This window comes from Halobaculum marinum (assembly GCF_029338555.1).
In the GTDB taxonomy this organism is placed as follows: domain Archaea; phylum Halobacteriota; class Halobacteria; order Halobacteriales; family Haloferacaceae; genus Halobaculum; species Halobaculum marinum.
Genome location: NZ_CP119989.1, coordinates 1,668,935 through 1,688,457, shown reverse-complemented (window position 1 = coordinate 1,688,457; position 19,523 = coordinate 1,668,935). Strand labels below are relative to the sequence as shown.

Genomic DNA, 19,523 nt, shown 5'->3' with positions numbered 1-19,523 from the left:
GGTCGGGCCGTTTGATAAACCCCTTTGGCGTGGCGCCCGAGCGACCAGTATGACCGTCGTCGCCGTCCTCGCGGACCCGCCACGCCCAGGACTCGTGTTGCCCGACCTCGCGGAGACGACGCCGCTGTCGCCCGACGACGCGGCGGCGCTGTACACCGCGACGCTGAAGGACACCGCTCGCGCGGTCGAACGATCCGGCGGCGACCTGCTCGTGAACTACCGCCCAGCCGACCTGCTCCCGGACGAGCACGTGGGCGACACGTCGAGCGAAGCCGAACTGCGAGCGCTCGTCGGCGAGGCGCTCGACGACGTGACCGACGTCCGCTTCGAGGAGCAGGTCGGATCGACGTTCTCCGCGCGCGCCGGCAACACCGCGGCCCACCTCCTGCGCGAGGAGGGAGTCGACTCCGTCGCCGTCACCCGCGGCACCGCGCCGCTGCTCACGCGGCCGGTGATCGACTCGGCGGCGATGAAACTCCGACAGAACCAGACCGTCCTCGGCCCGTCGACGCGCGGCCGTACCTACTACGCCGGATTCACGGCACCCATCGACTACGCCGACGCGTTCGAGGGGGCGGAACTGGAGACGCTCGTCGACCGCGCGAACGACGCCGGCCACCACACGGAGTTCCTCCCGATGCACGTCGGCGTCGAGACCGCCGCCGACCTCCGGGACCTCCTCCCCGTCCTGTGGAGTCGGATCGCCGCCGAGCGCGTCGTCCCTGAACACGTCGCGACGTTCGTCCACGACCGCGGACTCCGCGTGCGCGACGACGAAATCGTCGTCGACGACTGACGGGACGCCTCTCCGTCTCCTTCGACGCCTTCGCCACCTCGCCACCTTCGACGCCGTCACCACCTCGCCACCTTCGACGCCGTCACACCGGCGACTACGATCCGGGTCGATCTCCGTCGGTGTCATCCACGTCGTGACCGCCGTCACCGACGACCTGAGTCGGCGACCCAGCGTCGGCGACGGTGTTCGTCTCCTCCTCGTCGAGCTCGGCCGCCTCCACGTCAGCCGACGCCGACTCGTCGCTCGTCGCCGGCACAGGATCTTCCGGCGCCGTCGCGGGCTCCGCCGTGCTCGTCGCCCGTCGCAGCGGCGCGACGACCGTCGCGGCTCTGTTTCGAACGTCGCGGACGAACGGGCCGGGGTCCGAGGCGCTCAGGTAGTCGAAGCGAGGAGACCGGACGAGCGACGTGGCGACCTCACCGAGCCGACGAGCGAACGAGGGTCGCTCGACGAGGGGGTACTCGTCGGTCACGACGCTGAGTAGGTGCAGCGCCTCACCCCACAGCAGGTGGCCACCGATTTCCGCCTCGTACGGCGGTTCGGTGGGGATCGGAACGCCGATCGCTTGGTCGTAGTACAGCGACGGGAAGTCGACGCCCGCCTGCACCGTGAACGGGAGCGACGACCAGAACCGCGGGTTCACCTCCATCAGCTCGAACTCGCCCGTCTCGGGGTTCCGGAGGAACTCCACCATCGCGACGCCGTGCCAGTCGAGCTCGTCGAGCAGTCGTCGCCCCGCTGCCTCCAACTCCGGAATGTCGACCGACTCGCGGTAGGCGCTCGGGCCGCCACAGTACTTGAGGCCCCGACGCTGGCGGTGTTGGAACGTCGCCACCGCCTCGCCCTCGTCGTACTGGGCGAAGAAGGCGTACTCGTCGCCCGACGGGACGTACCGCTGGGCGAGCGGGACGTGGCCCATCTCCTCGACGATGGCCGCCCGGTCTGGCTCCTCGTTCGGCGCGACGTACCGGGTCGTGCACATCGCGGGTGCCGGGCGGTCGAACCGGTCGTCGTACTCGGGGGCGTACATCGTGTACCGCGGCTTCACCACGACGCGCTCGTCCCAGTCGTCCCACTCGTCGAGCAGTCGCGTCTCGGGCATCGCGACGCCGGCGGCGCGTGCCGCCTCGAACAGTCTGACGCGGTCTTGTGCCCCCCGGAGGGTCTGGAGGTCCGGCCACGGGGTGCCGACGTGCTCGGCGAACGCACTCCGCGACCGCGCCAAGACGTACACGTCCGCCTCACGGAACGGGAGCACCGTCTCCACGTCGGCGCGACTCGCCAGCCGGAGGAGGGCGGCCTCGTAGCCGTCGACGTCGACGACCGGGTCGGGGACTCGGTGGGTCTCGTCGCAGTACCGCGACGCGAACCCCGGGGGATTGTCGTGCTCGGAGACGGCCACCGTCCGCACGCCGCGGCGGCCGAGCGAGCGGAGCGCGGCCGTACTGCTCGCCGTCGCGATCGCGGGGACGATCGCGCTCCCCCCGTCGGCGTTCCGTTGTGGGGTCATGTGGAACACCGCACGTGCCAACGTGTTTGTTACCACCCGGCTTCCGTTCGGCGGCGACACTCGGTTCGGCCGGCGGCACCGGCGGTGGCACCGCCCCGACCAGCGTCCCCGGCGCTCCGGCGGGTTGTCGACCGGCTAACCCCGACACGGCGGGCTGCCGGAGCGACAGGTTCAATTCGCTCGGGTCAGTTCACCGAACTAGCCCCGGTTTGTCGACGCGGCAGGCGTCGATCGGAGGGCGACTCACTACGCGGTGAGGTGGCAGAGTGGCCTATTGCGTCTGCCTTGAAAGCAGATGGCGCAAGCCTCCTGGGTTCGAATCCCAGCCTCACCGAACTTAGCCCCCGACGAGCGACGCGTCCGCCCCCACGACGGCGGCACCTCCTCGGCGCGACCCGCCGGGGGCGGCGATCGAGCGGGTCGCTGGCGGCGACGACGAACGAGCAGCGAACGAAGCGGGACTTCAGACGAACCGAGCGGCGACGTAGCGCCACACGGCCAGCGAGACGGAGCCGACGACCAGCATCACGATCACGAACGGGATGGCGACGCCGCCGTCGACGAACGGGGTCGCCCGGATCGCGAGGCCGATCACGGCTGCGGGAATCCACGACCGGACCGCGAGCGGCACCGACGCCTTCGCCGACTCGGCGGCGCCCGCGGAGTACGCGCCGACCAGCGGCGCGACGAGCACCCAGCCGAGCAGGAACGGCGCGGCCACGCCCAACAGCGCGACGATGTCACCGACGCCCGCGGGGGGGAACGGGACGGTGCCGTGCTGGAGCGTACCGGCGTAGATGAACGCCACGATGACGAGCAGGTCGCCGACCGCCAGCGGGAGCGCGGCGGTGTCGACCCGGTTCGCGAGGAACGAGTCCGTACCCGAGTCCGTTGCCATACACGGGGTGTCCGTCCGGTCCGGCTTAACGACCCCGTTCTGCGTTCGTCACGCCTCGGGGGTGCCTGACGCCGTGTCGCCGGCGTCGGCGCCGTCGCCAACCGCCGCCGCGTCGGTCGGTTTGACGCCGACGACCGTGTAGCCGAAGCCGGGGGCGACGACGTGCCCGCGCAGGCCCACCTCCGCGACCATCCCGGCCAACTCCCGTGGGCCGAAGAACCGCGAGTCCATCTGGGCGAGCGACTCGACACCGACGAGCGCGGCGCCGCGGCGCGTCGTCGGGTCGAACTCCCTGACAACCAACACACCGCCCGGCGCGAGCACCCGCGCGACCTCCTGCAACGTGCCCGGTACGTCCGGGAAGTGGTGGAGCGCGTCGGTGACCACGACGGCGTCGACGGCGTCGTCGCGGAGCGGGAGCTGCGCCGCGTCCGCGCGGACGCCCGGGACCCCGTCGGCCCTCGCGCGTCGGAGCATCCCCGCCGAGAAGTCGACGACGGTCGCGTCGACGCCGAGTTCGGCGAGCGTCCTGCTCGCGCGCCCGGTGCCGCCGCCGAGGTCGACGGCTCGCTCGACCGGTCGGTGGGCGAACGCGAGGCCCGCGCGGAGGTCTTCTGGGCGAACCGGCGGCATGAACACGTCGTACAGTGGGGCGATCAGATCGAAGAACCGGACGTCCCCGTGACCCAACATGGACGGGGGGACGCGCTCCACGACCGTAGCCGTGGCGCTGAAGCCCCGTGCCCACGAACTGCGACCGTGGAGTTCCGTCTGCTCGGGTGGCCCGAGGACGACGTCCTCGTGCGCCTCGACCACCGCGCGTACGCCTACGCCGGCAAGTTCGCCATGTCGAGCACCGGGAAGGCCGTCGCGCTCGACGACGGCCAGCGGTTCCGGATCCCCGAGGAGCCCAAACGGGAGTACGTCGCGCCCGTCGGTATCGTCGCCTTCAGTGAGGACCGAACCGACCCCGGCGCGCTGTGGCTCCGCTACGTGAGCGTCCGCCGCGAGCGCCGGCGCGAAGGCGTCGGTCCGCGCCTCTGTGCGTTCGTCGTCGCCCGCGCCGCCGAGCGAGGGTACGAGCGCGTCCGCATCGCCGTCAACAACGCCTACAGCTACGAGGCGCTCCACAAGGTCGGCTTCGCGTGGACGGGTCGCGAGACGGGTATCGCCGAGTTAGTGCTGGAACGGCCAGCGGGCGAACCAGCCGCGGTGGACCCTGCGCAGTATCGCGCGGGGCTGGACACCATCGCCGCGCGTGACGACGTGGACGACGCAGAGCGCGCGTTCGCCGAGCGGAAACGCGAGCGTGGGCCGCCGCCGGTCGACGACTCCGCCCCCGAAGACACTTAGCCGTCGTCTCTGTGGGCGACGCTATGCCCGGCACCCGCGTCGTCGACGGCGACCGTGTCAGTCTCCGGACGCTCGAACGCGAGGACCTCGCGTTCGTCCAGCGGGCCACGACCGACCCCGCGATTCGCCACCCGCTGGGGAGCGCCGTCCGGAACCGCACGGAGTTGACCGAAGCGTTCGAAGACGACGAGGACACACGACTGGTCATCTGCCTGGACGACGACGGCGACGCGAGCGACCCGTCGGAGTCGGCGGTGGCCGACGAGACGCCCGACAGCGGTGAGCCGCGACTCATCGGCGCCGTCCGTGTCGAGGCGACCGATTGGAAGCGCCCAGAGCTGAGCTACTGGCTCGTTCCGGAGTGTCACGGCGAGGGGTACGGCACCGAGGCGGTGGGACTGGCCGTCGACTATGCGTTTCGGAGCCGTGCGGTTCCGGCGGTCGCCGCCGGCGTGTACGCACACAACGATGCCTCGCGTCGCCTGCTGGAGTCGCTCGGGTTCCGCGACGAGGGACGCCTCCGGAGTCACAGTTTCACCGACGGCGCCTACCGGGACCTGGTGAAGTACTCGCTGCTGCGCGAGGAGTGGGAGGCGCGCCGGGGCGACGACTGACCGCACGGTCGGTCGTGCCGCAGACTCGGGAGGTTCAAACCCCGCAGGGCCGTGGAGCCGACAATGGGAAACGCGGATCTCCGTGACATCGCGCACATCGAGGACGTCTCCTTCGACGAGGTGTCGGGTGTCGTCGCGGTGGACGCGCACAACTGGCTGTACCGCTACCTCACGACGACGGTGAAGTTCACCAGCGACCACCGGTACACGACCGAGGCCGGGGAGGAGGTCGCGAACCTCATCGGTATCGTGCAGGGGCTCCCGAAGTTCTTCGACAACGACCTGACGCCCGTGTTCGTGTTCGACGGCGGCGTGACTGATCTCAAGGACGACGAGGTGGCAAAGCGCCGCGAAGCACGCGAGCAGGCCGAGGAGCGACGCAAGGAGGCTGCCGAACGTGGCGACGCCGTCGAGGCCGCGCGCTTGGAGGCGCGAACCCAGCGGCTCACGGACACCATCCACGAGACCTCGCGGGAGGTGCTCCGCCTGCTCGACGTCCCGGTCGTCGAGGCGCCCGCCGAGGGCGAGGCGCAGTGTGCGTACATGAACCGCGTCGGCGACGCCGACTACACGGGCAGCGAGGACTACGACACCATCCTGTTCGGCGGGCCGCTCACCCTCCGTCAACTCACCTCGAAGGGTGACCCCGAGCTGATGGACCTCCAGCAGACGCTCGCCGACCACGACCTCACGCAGGAGCAACTCGTCGACGTGGCGATGCTGTGCGGGACGGACTTCAACGAGGGCGTGCGCGGCATCGGCCCGAAGACGGCGCTGAAGGCCGTGAAGGAGCACGGCGACCTGTTCGCGGTGCTGGAGGCCCGCGACGCCGAGATTCCCAACGCCGAGCGCATCCGCGAGTTCTTCCACTCGCCGCCGGTCACCGACGACTACGACCTCGACACGCAGATCACGCCGGACGTCGACGCCGCGCGCGCGTACGTCGTCGACGAGTGGGAGGTCGACCCCGACGAGGTCGAGCGCGGCTTCGAGCGCATCGACGACGCGCTCACCCAGACCGGGCTCGACGACTGGACCTGACCGACGCGCACGCGCCACGGGAGTCCACCACACGCGGATGGCTCCGCCATCGGTCGGATTCGATGGGATTAACACGACCCGCGCGGTATCACCGAATGCGCTCGGTTGGTGTAGTCCGGCCAATCATGTTGGCCTTTCGAGCCGACGACCAGGGTTCAAATCCCTGACCGAGCACTTCTGTCGCGACGCCACCCCGTCGAGCGACCGCGCTCGGTCACTCGCCGCTGCGGTCGCCGTCGTAGGCGTCGAACCAGTCGCGTACCGCCGCCGTCAGCGCGCCGGTCGTGCTTCCCATGTTGAGGATCCGGTAGCCGGCGTCGACCTTCTCGTTCACGTCGTCCATTCCGAAGCCGAGGCCGCCGACCGGCACGTCCGCCGCGAGCGCCGCTGAGACGACCGTCTCGACGGCGTCTTGGACGGCGGGGTGGTCCACCTCGCCGGGGTGTCCGAGCGCCACCGAGAGGTCGAACGGCCCGACGAACACGAACCCCAGTTCCGGGACTTCGAGGATGTTGTCGATGTCGTCGACGGCGGCGCGCGTCTCGACGGTCGTGCCGACCAGTGTCTCGCGGTCCTCGCGGTCGACGTAGTCGTCGACCGTCCCCCACCGACTCGCCCGCGGCGACGCGAGGCCCCGGTCACCCGGCACTCCGTCGACGCGGAACCGCGCCGACTTGACGGCCTTGGAGACCTCGTGGGCCGACTCGACACGCGGGAGGAACAGCGACCGCACCCCGAGGTCGAGGCACTTGCGGACCGTCGTGGGGTCGGTGTCCGGTGTCCGGACGAGCAGGTCGGTGCCGGAGCGCTCGGCGGCCCGGAGGAGGTGTTCCAGTTCCGGCCCATCGGGGCTCGGCCCGCCGTGTTCGAGGTCGATCCACACGAAGTCGACGCCGAGTTCACCGTACAACTCCACGAGCGTCGGACTGTACGCGCTGTCGAGTACGCCGAGCGCAACGCCGCCGTCGTCGAGGTGCTGTCGGATCGTCCGTCGGCCGCCTGCGGTAGCCATGGCCGAACTGTCGCGCGCGGCGGCGCTAAACCCCGACCACGAATCCAGTCACGCGGGGAATCGACCAGGTCCACCGCTCACCTGAGCTTCCGGTAGCTCTCCTCCAAGTCGATCATCGGTGCGGGGTAGTCCACCCCCAACTGCACGCCGTACTCGGCCTGCTCGGCCTCGGTCAACGTCCACGGCTCGTGGACCGCCTCCGGCGGCACGTCGGACAGTTCCGGGATCCAGTGTGTCACGTACTCGCCGGCGCCGTCGTACGTGCTCGCCTGCTTCAGGATGTCGAAGTAGCGGTCGCGGCTGTCGTTGCCGACGCCCGCGATGTACGCCCAGTTGCCGTAGTTCGAGGCGGGGTCGTAGTCGACCAACTGCGTCTCGAAGTACGCCGCGCCGCGGCGCCAGTCGATCCGGAGGTTGTTCGCGAGGAACGACGCGGCGTTCTGTCGGGCGCGGTTGCTCTGGTAGCCCGTCGCGTTCAACTCCCGCATCGCGGCGTCGACGAACGGGATGCCCGTCTCGCCGGCGGCCCACCGCTCGAACTGCTCGTCGTCGTCGCGCCAGTCGATGTCGTCGCGGCCGCGGATGCCGCCCCGCCGGAAGAAGTCGGTGCCGTGTTTGGCGAACTGGAACTGGAAGAAGTCGCGCCAGACCAACTCGAACAGGAGCCAGTACGTCGAGTCGTTCGACACCCGCTCGCGCTCGTAGCGCCGAACCGCCCGTTCGACCCGTCGCGGCGAGAGACACCCCTCGTTGAGCCACGCGGACAGCTTCGAGGAGAATCCCTGCCCGAGCAGGCCGTTGCGCGTCTGCTTGTACTCGCGCAGGCGGTCCTCCTCGAACAGGTAGCGGTCGAGGCGAGCGAGCCCCGCAGTCTCGCCACCCTCGAACTGGAGCACCCCCTGGTCGTCGGACTCGGTGTCAAGTGCCTCGACGCCCAGATCCGCGTTCGAGGGGATCGACCCCGCGCCGACGGCGTCGACGGGCGCGCTCGATAGATCGGGATCGGGGAGGGGTTCGCGCACCGTCGCGCGGTTCTCGACGCTCTTCCGGAAGGTGGTGTAGGTGTCCGAGATGTCGGTGTACTCGACTGGGAGGTCGTTCAGGTGGTACAGCGTGTGGGTCCAATGACGGGAGGGCGTGACGCCGAGCCTGCGGAGCTGTTCGCGCACGGCGTTCTCGACGGCGATCTCCTCGGGGGTCGGGAGCGTCTGGACGTGCACAACGTCGGCGTCGACGGCCTCTGCGACGGCGGGGACGACCACCTCGGGGCGCTCGTGGCGGACGACCAGTTCCGAGCCGCGCTCGCGCAGTCGCGCGCGGAGGTCGGCGACCGCCTCGCGGCGAAAGCGCGCACGGTGGCGGCCGGTCTTCTCGAAGCGGAAGGAGTCGCGGCCGCCGAACGCGCGGTCGCCGTACTCGCGGGGGTCGAACACGTACACCGGGAGCACGGCGTCTGCCGCACACGCGTCCACGAGCGCCTCGTTGTCGTGGAGTCTGAGGTCGCGACGGACCCAGACGACGGCGGTGTCGTCGGCCATCGATGTGGCTACGGGCGGCACGAACTTCAACGCGTTCGCCGGTGCCGGGAGTCGTTGACGACGGAGAAGAGGGGGCGGTGTGAGTGGGGGCGTCTCAGGCCAGCCACTCGTCTGGCTTCGTGTCGTAGTCCACGTCGGTGGCGGCGATGCGCTCTGCGATCTCCGGGTCGAGGTCGTGGCGGGCGACCTCCTCGCCGTCGAACCGCAGGAGGATCGGCACCTCCTCGCCGCGCGGCTCGCGGCCGCGGCGCCGGGCGACCTCCAACTCGTGGTCGTCGTACTCCGTGACGATGGTCGCGAGGTTCACCGGGCGCCCCCACAACTCGAACACGCGTTCGAGCGTCGCCTTCGCCTTCGGGAGGTCGAGCGCGACGCCGTTGTACCGGTGGCCCAGCAGCAGCTCGCCCCGATTGTCGTAGTTGCCGTCGTACACGGCGATGGTGGGCTTCCCGAAGTTCGTGAAGCGGAGCAGGAGCTTCTTCTTCACGTCGTCGGGGTCGACGCTGGCGACGCGGTAGCCGGCGCCCGCGTGGGAGTACTCGTAGGTGAAGTAGTTCCCCTCGACGACGAACTCCTCGGTCAGGAACTCGTCGATGAACGTCACGTCGTTGTGGCTCTCGCGGACCTCGCGCATGCGCTCCCAGCCGGCGCCGTAGTCGACGTCGGCGAGCGCTGCCTCGACGTCCGGGTACAGCTCGTCGTCGAACATGTAGCGGCTCAGCCGCTCCAGTTCCGAGCGCCCGACGCGGGCGAGGAAGCCGCGGTTCGCGGGCTTCGACAGCGAGAAGTGGCGCTCGCACAGCCCCTCGTAGGTCAGCACGGCCCACGGGTACGCGTCGGCGTCGAGGTCACCCGCGAGCGCCTCGTCGAGCGCTTCGGCGTCGACGCGGGGGTCGTCGGGGCTGAGGTCGGCGAGCGTGTCGGCGGTGACGCCCGCGATAGCCGGGTCCGGGTCGAGGAGGTCGGCGACCTCGTCGAAGTCGACCACGTCGTGGAAGGTGCGCCACGTGACGCCCTCGACGCGGAGCAGTTTGTCGACGACCTCGCGGCGGTTCGCCGTGTTCTCGACGTACTGCCAGATGGCGAGGCCGAGCGTGTAGGGGTTCAGCCCCGGCGAGCCGAGGACGCGGCTCATGTGGTCGGCGTAGGTGACGAACTCGTCGTCGCCGGCGAACCGCTCGTCGCCCATCATCAGCGACTCCCAGTAGCTGGCCCACCCCTCGTTCATCACCTTCGTCAGCTTCTGCGGGGCGAAGTAGTACGCCTCCCGGCGCAGGAGTTCGATCACGTCGTCCATCCACGGCTCGCGGTCGACGGCTTTCCCCTCCTCGGGGTCGAAGCGCTTGCCGTGCTCGCGGAGGTACGCCACCACGTCCGGGCGCGGCTCGGGCAGGTGATCGCCGTCGCGCTGGGCGTCGAGCCACTCGTCGTCGAACACCTGGTCGCGCACCTCCGACGAGAGGCCGAGGCGGTCGAGGCGCTCCTCGATGTCGACCAGATCCGCCTCCGCGTCGGCGTCCTCGCCGCCGCGCTCGGCCGCGAGCGCGCGGTGCTGGTCGATGGTGTCCTCGACGCACAGCACCGCGTCGATCAGTCGCTCCACGTCGCCGCGGTCGACCTCGGGGTCGTCGACGTAGCTCGCGAGCGTCTCGGCGTGGCGCTCCAACATCGCGGCGGCGTCGGGGTCCTCGCGGTCGCCCGCGAAGCGCCCGAACCACTTGTTGTTGCGGAAGAAGTCCGCGTGCGCCTCGACGTGCGTGATGACGGCCTTCTGGTCGGCCATCGTGTTCGACTCCTGGAGGAACGCGTGGCAGGGGTTGTCGTTGTTGACGATCTCGAACGCCTTCCCCATCCCGAAGGTGTCCTGCTTGCGCTGGCGGTCGTACTTCATCCCCCACCGCCAGTGCGGGTATCGCGTCTGGAACCCGTCGTAGGCGATGAGCCGGTTCATCTCCTCGTGCGTGACGACCCAGTAGCGCACCTCGTACGGGCGCAGGCCCAGCTTCCGGGCGAGTTCCCTCGCCTTCTCGGCTGGCTCCTCCAACCCCGCGGCGACGCGTCGGGTCGCGATGCGGTCGTCGTGTATCATCGGTCTGCCTCCGTCGAGAGGATCTTCCGGATCGCGTCGGGCACGTCCTCCGGCGCGCCGACGCGGGCGACGACCACGTTGTCGCGGTCTTCGAGTTCGCGCTCCACCTCCTCGGCGTGGGTGGCGTTGATCGTGTTGCCGCCCGGTTGGGTCTCCACGTACGCGTGGAGGTTCGCCGGGATGTCGCGCATCAGCGGCACGACGTTCTCGACGGTGTCGTTGCTGGAGTTCTCGGAGTCGCCCGCGGCGAACACGTAGCGGTTCCACTCGCTCCAGGGGTACTCTTCGAGGATCTCGGCTGCGAGCGCGTACGCACTGGAGATGCGGGTGCCCCCGCCCGAACGGATGCCGAAGAACTCCCCGCGCTCGACTTCCCACGCCTCGGCGTCGTGGGCGACGTAGCGGAACTCCGCCTCGTCGTACTTCCCTGTGAGGTACCAGTCCAGCGGCGTGAACGTGCGCTCGACGAGTTCGCGCTTCGTCTTGCGCATCGAGCCGGACACGTCGCGGATGTTGACGACGACGACGTTCTTCTGCTTCTTCTCGACGACCTCCGGCTGGCGGTAGCGCTCGTCCTCGCGGCGGAACGGCACGTCCTTCAGGCCGTTCTTGCGGATCCGTGCGGTCACGGTCTCGCGCTCGACGCGGTCGGCGAAGTCGTCGAAGTCGGCGTACTCGTCCATCGAGACGCCCTCGGCCTCCAACTCGGCGAACGCCTCGCGGATCCACGCCAGCGAGACGAGCACGTTGTCCGCGCGGCAGAACTCGAACACGTCGCGGGCGTCTGCGCCGGCGACGCGGCACGCCTCGCGGACGTACTCCTCGTCGAAGTCCGTCGCGAGTTTGCGCTTGAGCCCGCGCTTGAACAACTGCTCGAAGTCGAGCGTGGAGTTGGGGCCCGCGCGGGTCAACTCGGTGAAGTCGCCCTCCACCTCCTCGACGACGCGCTTGCCCTTCGGTTCGAGGTCGAGTCCGAGTTCCTCGTCCAGTTCCTGGGCGAACTCCTCGGGGTCCATCTCGTAGTAGCCGTGCTCGCCGCCCTCCTCGCCGGGGTCGCCGTCCTCGTCGCCGTCGCCGTCGGCGTCACCCGGGTCGCCCGGTACGTCGACGGGCTGGCCGGGCTGGGGCGTGCCGCCCTGCCCCTGCCCGACACCACCCATCTCGCGTTGGCTGTACTCGAAGCTCGGGAGGTCGACGAGCTTCACCGGGATCCGCACGCGGTCGCGTGAGGAACCCGAGAGGTCGCCCTCGCGGATGAACTCCGCAAGGTCCGGTCGGCGCTCGTCGCCCACCTCGCGGAACCGTTCGAGGTCGTCTCTCAGTCCCATCTTCCCTTCACCTCGCGCATCACGTGTCTGCTGGCCAGCTCGGCCGACGCCGCGCTGTAGCCCTGTTCGGTCGTCATGTGGTCGATCGTGCGCGCCTTGACGCGCGCCGTCTCCGTGTCCGCCGGCGGGTCGTCCCACTGGGCCGGGTCCAGATCCTCGTGGATGCGGCGGACGTCCTCCCACGAGTGAGCCTCCAGCACCGCGCGGATGACCGGGACCGTCGAGAGGTCCACGTCCGCGATCGAGAAGTCCTCGTCGCGGTGCTCCCACGCGTAGCGGTTCAGCGCCGTGATCACCGTCTCCCGGCGGAACGTCGTCACGGCCTCGGCGGGCTCGTTGCCCTCGTAGTCGTCGTCGTCGAAGCGACCGAGGTGCTCCGTCTCGAACACCTTCATCAGGAGTGGGTCGGGGTCGACCGCGCCGTGGTCGGTCGCGACCTGCTCGTCGCCGTCCCACGCGAACACGTGTTCGACGTACTCCTCGACGGTCTCCTCGGCGACGCCCTTGTCCGCGAGGACGGCGTCGAGCACGTCCGCCTCCTGCAACTCGAACACGTGGGCTTTCACCGTCGCCAGCCGGCTCTCGTACTCGGCGATTTCGGCCCGCGAGAACACCGGCGCCGTCGCAAGCCCCTCGGCCATCGCGTGGAGCACGTCCTCGGGCGTGAGCACGTCCTCGACGGGCAACTCGGGGTGGACCCGGTCGGTCTCCTCGTGGAGCAGGTCGGCGATGGTGTCGCGCGTGTAGGTGACGGGGATGCCGTGGCGCCCGTCCTCGCCGTCGAAGTCGAACGCGTCGGCGGCGACGCGCTCCTCGCCGTCCCTGATGACGCCGCTGTCGAACAGCAGCGCCTTGTCGACCAGCCCGATGGAGTTCGGGAGGTCTTCGGCGTCGAGGCGGCTGACGACGGCGTACGTCGCCGCCGCCTCCAGCGCGTGGGGTGCGAGTTCGCGGTCCCGGGTGCGCCCGCGGTCGTCGCGCATCCGGACCGACAGCGGCTGTGCCATCCGCTCGCGGAGCTGTTCGTGTGCCGTCTCCGGGTCTGGCGCGTCGACGAGGTCGGCCCAGACGGTCGTCTCGTCGGTCAACTCGCGGTGGATCAGCTCCGTCTCCAGCGAGACGCTGGTGAGGTACCGGAACTCGTGGCGGTCGAGGCGGCGCTTGAGCGCCTTCAGTGGGTCGCGGTCGTTCCGGTCGGCGAACTGCTCCAACTCGGCGTCCAGATCCGGATTCGAGATGACGACCAGTTGCGTGTCCAGGTCCATCCCGATCCCTTTGTCCAACTTCACGCGCTTTTCGTCGGGGACGTTCAGCAGCTTCCGCAGCAGATCCGCGTGCTGGCTGGCGTCCTCGACGACGGTGACGAGGCCGTTCCCCTGCGAGAGCACGCCGTCGTAACTGAACGCGCGGGGGTCCTTGCGCCCCCGGGAGTTCAACTCGCGGAGCATCCCTGGCATCCACGAGCCGACGAGGCGCTCTTTGGGACTCCCGTCGTCTTCGGCGTGGAGGACGCCGATACCGGCGCCCACGTCGACGACGTAGTTCTTCACCCGGAGGTGGCGTCGGTCGGTCGTCGCCGAGAACAGGTCGCGCCGGCCCGCGCGACGGTAGCGCTCTTCGAGGATGTCGAACGCCTCGCGGCTGAACGGGTCGAGTCCCGACTCCGCGCGGACGGGGATGTGCTCGTCGTGCGTCTCGTTGAGTGCGGCGACCAACTCGTCGCGCACCTCGCCGGGAAACACCGCCAGCGGGTTCGACTGCACCGGCGACTCGTACCAGTCGTCGTCGGCGTCGTCGTCGGTGGCGTAGCTGAGGCTCCGCTCGTCCTCGCGGGCGGCGATGTTCCACTCGACGGTGTAGCGACGCCCGGCCTCCGTCTTCGAGTACGCGCGGAGGCCGTTGATCAGACACCGCTTCAACTCGGACTTGCCCGTGGCGGTCGGGCCGTCGAACCAGTGGATCTTCTCTTCTTTGCCGCGCCCGGCGGCGACGGTGCGGAGGTCGTCGACGAACGCGTTGAGCACGCCCGTGTTGCCGAGCACTGCGTGCTCGCCGTCGTTAGCGGGGTCGTCGAAGAAGCGGTAGCGCTCGCGCTCGACGGCCTCCTCGACCACCGTGCGGGTGCCCATCGACTCGACGGCAGACAGGAGGTACTTGGCGGCGTGGCTGGTGACGCCCGGCCGTTCGAACGCGAGGTCGACGAACTCCGCCAGCGAGCGGGGCGGGTCGTAGGCGCCGTCGAGCGCCTCGTCGGCGCGCGCGAGGTAGTCGACCATCTCAGTCCTCGAGCTCGCTCTTGGCGACCTCCGCGCCCGCGAACTCCAGCACCTCGCGGGCGCCGTCCTCGGAGTAGCCCTGTTCGCGGAGGGCGTCCACCCACGCCGAGCGCTCGTCGTCGTCGAGTTCGCCCGCCGACACCAACGCCGAGAAGTTGATGTTGTGCTTCTTGTCCTCCCAGAGCTTGCGCTCTAAGGCGCGGCGCAGGCGGTCGTTGTTCTGCGGGTCGAAGCTCGACCCCTCGCGGGCGCGGCGACTCACCCAGTTGGCGACCTCCTGGCGGAAGTCGTCCTTGCGGTCGCCGGGCACCTCCAACTTCTCCTCGACCGAGCGCAGGAACGTCTCGTCTGGCTCCTGCTCGCGGCCCGTGAGGTCGTCTTCGACGGTCGTGTCGTCGATGTACGCCATCACGTGGTCCATGTACTTCTCGCCCTGCCGGCGGATCTCGTCGAGGTCGTACGCCAGCGCGTGGCGCACGTCTTCGATGGCGCGCTCGCGGTACTCCTCGCGCACCAGTTCGAGGTAACGGTGGTAGGTGTCGAGTTTCTCCTCGGGGATCGACCCGTGGTTCTCGAGGTTGCCCTCGAAGTGCTTGAACACCGCCAGCGGCGAGAGGTACCCGCGCCCGCGGTGACGCGAGTCCATGATCGCCTCTGCGATCTCGTCGCCGATGAAGCGGGCCGAGACCCCCTCCATCCCCTCGGCGATGTCGGCGACCTGGTCGCCGTTCTCGCGGAGTTTGCGCTCGTCGATCTCGTCGGTCTCGTCGATCTCGCCGTTGTACGCCTTCGCCTTCTGGATGAGCGAGACGGACTCGTCGGTCGGCTCCTCCAGTCTGGTGAGCACGCCGAACAGCCCCGCCATCTCCATGGCGTGGGGTTCGATGTGGATGTCGGGCACGTCGGCGTTGCGGAGCATCTTCCGGTAGATCTCCGACTCCTGCTCGTACTCGAGGACGTACGGGTAGTCGATCCGCTTCGTGCGGTCGTTGAACGCCTCCATCTTCTCGTCGCCCTTCTTGTCCCGGTACTCGGGCATGTTCGTCCGGCCGACGATCACCTGGTCGATGTCGATTCGCGGGTTGTTGCGCGGCTTGATCGTCTGCTCTTGGCTCGCGTGGAGGAAGTCGTATAGGAACTCCCGCTGGAGTTTGAGCAGTTCCTCACCGGAGAAGATGCCGCGGTTGGCGTTACAGAACGCGCCGGCGTAGTCGAACGCGCGGGGGTCGTTCTCGCCGTACACCGCGAGCTTCGAGTAGTTGACGTCGCCCGTCAGCTCCGTCTCGTCTTGGTTCTTCTTGTCTTTCGGCTCGAACGTCTCGATGCAGCGGCGCTGGTTCTCGTCGGCGACGAGCCGGACGACCTCGACGTGGTTCTCCAGCACCTGCTGGAGGTCGTCCTCGTAGTGGGCGAGCAGTTCGTCCATGTAGAACCCGGACGCCGGGTCGAGGCTCTGCTCGTTGCGGATGGTGTACGGCGCGTCGAGCGCCTCGTTCATCGCCGCGATCACCTCGTCGCGCTGTTCTTGCGGGAGGAGGACGAGCGGGTCCTGGTTCATCGCCGAGCGAACCGTGTCGTCGGCGGGGTCCTGGTCCTCGATTACGGAGCACAGGTCCGTCCAGCGGAACGTGTACATCCGGCCGGCGTCGCTGCGGGTGTAGTCCTCGAAGTACCGCCGCACGAGCCAGTCGAAGTGGCTCTTCCCGGAGCCGACCGGCCCGAGCAGCAGTTTGATGCGCTTCTCGGGACCGAGGCCCCGCGCCCCGGACTTCACCTTGTTCACGAACTCGTGGATGGACTCGTGCACCTCCCGCCCGTAGAAGGTGTTCTCGCCGTCGTGTAACGGGTCCTCGGAGGCGAGCAGGTACTCGACGACGCCGGCGTCTTCGTCGTAGCGCGTGCCGTAGTGGTCGAACATGTCGGCCACGCGCTGGTGGGCGTTGCGCGCGACGCGCGGGTCGGCCACCAGTTCGTCGAGGTACCACTCGAAGGACTTCGCCTCGCGGAGGTCCCCGGGGACCGACCGCCTGTACTGCTCACTGAGCTCCTCGAGCGTGTGCGTGCTCGCCACCTCCCCTGGTGCGGTATGATCCGCGTTTTCGGTCTGGTCACTCATGTCTGGGCCACGTGTGCGGGGACGACCGCGACGGTCCCGCCCGTGGCTCCCGGTGGGTGCTCCGACGCCCGCCCCGTCAGATGACCCGGCCGGTCGCCGCCGGACCGTCGTGTCTTAGCATACCACACGACCACTCGTGGACCGTCGTGGGCGTCGTCTCCTACAGAACTCGTCGTGAGGGCGATCGGTGGGGGTCGCTGCCTCCGTCCCGTGGTCGGACCGAGACTATGATGTTGTGGTAGGTGTTAACACACATAAGCGTGTCGGCGACATCCACCGGTTCTCGGCGCCGGTAGCCTCAGCCAATCTGACGACAACACCGCCTTTCGGGGCCCTAGGCGGTGGATATCCTCCGTCGGGGCGAGGGAGCGTGTCGCCTAAGCACGCGGGGGCGCTATCCAGCGGTATGACCGACGAACGCGGGGGTGCGGACGCGGGGACCGACGCCGACGGCAACGCTATCGACGCGGCGACGCTCGGCGACGGCTGGCGCGTGTGGACCGAGGAGACCGACGGACGTGCTATCGTCGTGTACCGGCCGGACGTGTTCGACGCCGACCGCTTCCCGGCGCCGTGTCTCCCGACCGTCTACCTCACGAACGGGTCGCGGCGGGCGCGCCCCGGCGCGGGCCAGTACCAGACCGACGAGTGGCACGTCACCCTGTTCTTGGAACCGGACGTGGAGGTCGAGTCGCGCACGTTCGACGCCCGCGACGACGCCGTCGACGGGGTTCGCGACGTGACCGAACGGTTCGCCGCCGGCGAGGTCGACTACCGCGGCGCCTACCAGGTGCCCCGCGAGACGTACCTCGACGAACTGGACGCGCTCGTCGACGACGCCTGAGCGGGGCGGTCGGCGACGGGGTTATCATCGGTGCGTGGGTAGCCGCGGGTATGTCCACTGTCACGCTCGTCGGCACCGTGCTCGCGGAGGAGGGAACCGAGTTCGTCTACCAGGGCGCCGCGAGCGCCTGTGAGGGCTGTCCGTACCGCGGGCAGTGCCTCAACCTCACCGAGGGCCGCCGATACCGCGTCACCGGCGTCCGCGACAACACACAAGCACTCGACTGTGCGGTCCACGCCGAGGGGAGCGTGCGCGCCGTCGAGGTCGAACCCGCCGTCATCACCGCGAACGTCCCCTCTCGGGGTGCGTACGCCGGGTCGACAGCGTCGCTGGCGGGGCCGTGTCCGCACGTCGACTGTCCGAGTCACGAACTGTGTGAACCGCTCGGTGCCGACTTCGACGAGGAGTACCGCATCGCAGAGGTCCACGGCGACCCGCCGCACGACGTGTGCTACCTCGACCGGAACCTGACGAAGGTGACGTTCGAGGCGGCAGACGGCGAGTAGCGCCGCCGGCGCACATTGTGGCCGTAACGTACCCGAGCGCTTACACTTCCTCGTCCAGTACTCGCCTCCGATGCGCCCTCCACGCACCGTCGTCCTCGTCTGCGTGTGTCTCCTCCTCGCTGGCTGTGGCGGCGTGGCCGACACCGGTGGCCCGAACGCGCAGACGGTGAACCCCGCGCTCGACGACACGCCGACCGCCTCACCGACACCCGCGGAGCCGACGCTGCCGCCGGGCGTGACGGAGTCGGATGTCGACCTCCGTTCACTGGTGGCGGCCCACGACGACGCTCTCGACGACCGCTCGGTCACCGTGACGCTGTCGCGCACACGCACGGCGACGAACGGCACCGTCGTCCTCGACACGACCGCCCGGTCGTACGCGGCCGATCCGGAGCAGTTCCTCGTGTCCACCGCCGAGGTGACTCCGTACAGCCTGGCCGACGGCGCCTCGTTCGACCGCGCGCTGTGGCGCAACGACACCGTCTCCGTCCGACGGTCTGCGGGCGAGCGGGCGGTCACGGTCGTCCACGACACCGACGTGCCCCGCCAGCGGGCGTTCGACCCGACAGGCGCCGCCGAGATCCGCGGGGTTCTCGGCCCCTACAAGCTCCAGTACGCGGGCACGGTGACCCAGAACGGGAGCCGACGCCACCTCCTGACCGAGACGGACGCGGGACGGCCGAGCGTCCCGCTGCGCTCGAACGTCACCGTCCGGGTGCTCGTGACCGACGACGGCGTGGTCGAGCACGCGACCGTCCGCTACCGGACGACCGAGTTCGACGAGCCACGGTGGGTCACCGTCGAATTCGCGGTGTCGAACGTCTCGTCGACGACCGTCCCGCGCCCCGAGTGGGTCGACCGCGCGCTGGCGAACGTCTCCGACCCCTAAGCGTCGTCGCGGTGGGGCGTGCGCGTCCCGCTGGCGTTGACCGCGGCCAACTCCTCGCTGTCGAGTTCGCGCATCGGGTCCGGCAGGTGGGCGGCGGCTTCGTCGAGCGCGGCCATCGCCTCGCGAACCGACTGCGACTGCGGCCCCTCGCCGAGGTTGAGCATCCGGAGATACCCCCGGGCGAGCGCCGTGTACACGCCCGCCTCCGTGAGGTACGAACAGCCGAGCATGTTCGCCCACACGTGTCCCGGGCGGTTCACCGTCCGGTGGAAGGCGTACGACTCCCCGAGGCCACCTTCGACCGCCGCGACCGCCAGCGTCGACAGTCGCGACTTCGCCGCCGTCCACAGGTCGAGGTGGTCGCCCCAGTAGCCCCGCAGGCGGTCGGCGTCGTACGCCACGTCAATGTCGTAGTCGAGCGCGTCGAGGCCGCGAGCCTCCAGCGCGTCGGCCACGTCGGCGCCGGCGACCGCCGGCGGCCCGTGGGTCGCACACACTACCCGGAGCGTCGGCACCTCGTAGCGCCCCGCGGCGTCCCAGAAGGAGTGGAACCAGCGGTCGACGGCACCCTCGTCGGTCGCTTCGCGCATCGCGGGCGCGACGACCCGCGTGAGCACGCGGTGTTTCCCGGCGAGGGTGCCGTCGGTGTCGGCCGCCAGGTCGCGCCACGGAACCGCGACCGCGAGATACTCCATGGGTGGCGATGGGTTCCC

17 protein-coding genes and 2 tRNA genes are annotated in these 19,523 nt (G+C 69.6%); 9 read left to right on the top strand and 10 right to left on the bottom strand.

Annotated elements, in window-relative coordinates:
• Positions 1-49: 49 nt before the first annotated feature.
• Positions 50-796 carry a hypothetical protein gene (locus tag P0R32_RS08705; protein ID WP_276236565.1) on the top strand — a complete coding sequence of 249 codons (747 nt, stop codon included), beginning with the start codon at positions 50-52 and terminating at the stop codon, positions 794-796.
• A 94-nt stretch (positions 797-890) separates the two neighbouring features.
• Here the strand turns inward: P0R32_RS08705 and P0R32_RS08700 are convergent, their stop codons facing one another.
• Positions 891-2,306 carry a carboxylate--amine ligase gene (locus tag P0R32_RS08700; RefSeq protein ID WP_276236564.1) on the bottom strand — a complete coding sequence of 472 codons (1,416 nt, stop codon included), beginning with the start codon at positions 2,304-2,306 and terminating at the stop codon, positions 891-893.
• A 252-nt stretch (positions 2,307-2,558) separates the two neighbouring features.
• On the opposite strand from P0R32_RS08700, the gene P0R32_RS08695 reads away from it, so the two are divergent.
• A tRNA-Ser gene (locus P0R32_RS08695) sits at positions 2,559-2,640 on the top strand.
• Between the two features lie 129 nt (positions 2,641-2,769).
• Here P0R32_RS08695 and P0R32_RS08690 read toward each other — a convergent pair.
• Positions 2,770-3,204 carry a DUF3054 domain-containing protein gene (locus P0R32_RS08690; protein WP_276236563.1) on the bottom strand — a complete coding sequence of 145 codons (435 nt, stop codon included), beginning with the start codon at positions 3,202-3,204 and terminating at the stop codon, positions 2,770-2,772.
• Between the two features lie 48 nt (positions 3,205-3,252).
• Positions 3,253-3,897 (bottom strand): class I SAM-dependent methyltransferase, encoded by a 645-nt coding sequence (locus P0R32_RS08685; protein WP_276236562.1) that lies wholly within the window; start codon positions 3,895-3,897, stop codon positions 3,253-3,255.
• A gap of 66 nt (positions 3,898-3,963) precedes the next feature.
• Here P0R32_RS08685 and P0R32_RS08680 point away from each other — a divergent pair, with 66 nt between their 5' ends.
• From P0R32_RS08680 to P0R32_RS08665, 4 genes are all read left to right on the top strand, one after another.
• Positions 3,964-4,557, top strand: a complete 594-nt coding sequence (locus P0R32_RS08680) for a GNAT family N-acetyltransferase (RefSeq protein ID WP_276236561.1) — start codon at positions 3,964-3,966, stop codon at positions 4,555-4,557.
• Between the two features lie 23 nt (positions 4,558-4,580).
• A complete protein-coding gene (locus P0R32_RS08675; RefSeq protein ID WP_276236560.1) occupies positions 4,581-5,171 on the top strand; it encodes a GNAT family N-acetyltransferase in 591 nt (196 codons plus the stop codon).
• Positions 5,172-5,234: 63 nt separating this feature from the next.
• A complete protein-coding gene (gene fen / locus P0R32_RS08670) occupies positions 5,235-6,212 on the top strand; it encodes a flap endonuclease-1 (protein WP_276236559.1) in 978 nt (325 codons plus the stop codon).
• 99 nt (positions 6,213-6,311) lie between these two features.
• Positions 6,312-6,386, top strand: a tRNA-Glu gene (locus P0R32_RS08665).
• 40 nt (positions 6,387-6,426) lie between these two features.
• Here the strand turns inward: P0R32_RS08665 and P0R32_RS08660 are convergent.
• The 6 genes from P0R32_RS08660 to P0R32_RS08635 form a co-directional block, all read right to left on the bottom strand.
• The gene (locus P0R32_RS08660; RefSeq protein WP_276236558.1) at positions 6,427-7,224 is read right to left on the bottom strand and encodes an HpcH/HpaI aldolase family protein; all 798 of its coding nucleotides are present in this window, start codon (positions 7,222-7,224) and stop codon (positions 6,427-6,429) included.
• A 77-nt stretch (positions 7,225-7,301) separates the two neighbouring features.
• Positions 7,302-8,762, bottom strand: coding sequence for a DASH family cryptochrome (locus P0R32_RS08655; RefSeq protein ID WP_276236557.1), 1,461 nt, complete (start codon positions 8,760-8,762; stop codon positions 7,302-7,304).
• Positions 8,763-8,856: 94 nt separating this feature from the next.
• Positions 8,857-10,851, bottom strand: coding sequence for a SpoVR family protein (locus P0R32_RS08650; protein ID WP_276236556.1), 1,995 nt, complete (start codon positions 10,849-10,851; stop codon positions 8,857-8,859).
• Complete coding sequence (locus P0R32_RS08645; protein WP_276236555.1) at positions 10,848-12,179, bottom strand: DUF444 family protein; 1,332 nt, start codon at positions 12,177-12,179, stop codon at positions 10,848-10,850. The genes P0R32_RS08650 and P0R32_RS08645 overlap by 4 nt, the downstream gene beginning before the upstream one ends.
• Positions 12,170-14,455 (bottom strand): PrkA family serine protein kinase, encoded by a 2,286-nt coding sequence (locus tag P0R32_RS08640; RefSeq protein ID WP_276236554.1) that lies wholly within the window; start codon positions 14,453-14,455, stop codon positions 12,170-12,172. Before P0R32_RS08640 ends, P0R32_RS08645 begins: the two co-directional genes overlap by 10 nt.
• Before the next feature lies 1 nt (position 14,456).
• Positions 14,457-16,571, bottom strand: coding sequence for a PrkA family serine protein kinase (locus P0R32_RS08635; protein ID WP_276236553.1), 2,115 nt, complete (start codon positions 16,569-16,571; stop codon positions 14,457-14,459).
• Positions 16,572-17,031: 460 nt separating this feature from the next.
• Here P0R32_RS08635 and P0R32_RS08630 point away from each other — a divergent pair, with 460 nt between their 5' ends.
• The 3 genes from P0R32_RS08630 (at position 17,032) to P0R32_RS08620 (ending at position 18,810) form a co-directional block, all read left to right on the top strand.
• The gene (locus tag P0R32_RS08630) at positions 17,032-17,415 is read left to right on the top strand and encodes a DUF5820 family protein (RefSeq protein WP_276239379.1); all 384 of its coding nucleotides are present in this window, start codon (positions 17,032-17,034) and stop codon (positions 17,413-17,415) included.
• Between the two features lie 50 nt (positions 17,416-17,465).
• Positions 17,466-17,921, top strand: coding sequence for a UPF0179 family protein (locus tag P0R32_RS08625; RefSeq protein WP_276236552.1), 456 nt, complete (start codon positions 17,466-17,468; stop codon positions 17,919-17,921).
• A gap of 70 nt (positions 17,922-17,991) precedes the next feature.
• On the top strand, positions 17,992-18,810 hold the full coding sequence (locus tag P0R32_RS08620; protein WP_276236551.1) for a DUF7537 family lipoprotein: 819 nt from the start codon (positions 17,992-17,994) through the stop codon (positions 18,808-18,810).
• On the opposite strand, the gene P0R32_RS08615 is transcribed toward P0R32_RS08620, so the two are convergent.
• Complete coding sequence (locus tag P0R32_RS08615; protein ID WP_276236550.1) at positions 18,807-19,505, bottom strand: hypothetical protein; 699 nt, start codon at positions 19,503-19,505, stop codon at positions 18,807-18,809. The two genes, P0R32_RS08620 and P0R32_RS08615, sit on opposite strands and share 4 nt — an antisense overlap.
• Positions 19,506-19,523: the final 18 nt, after the last annotated feature.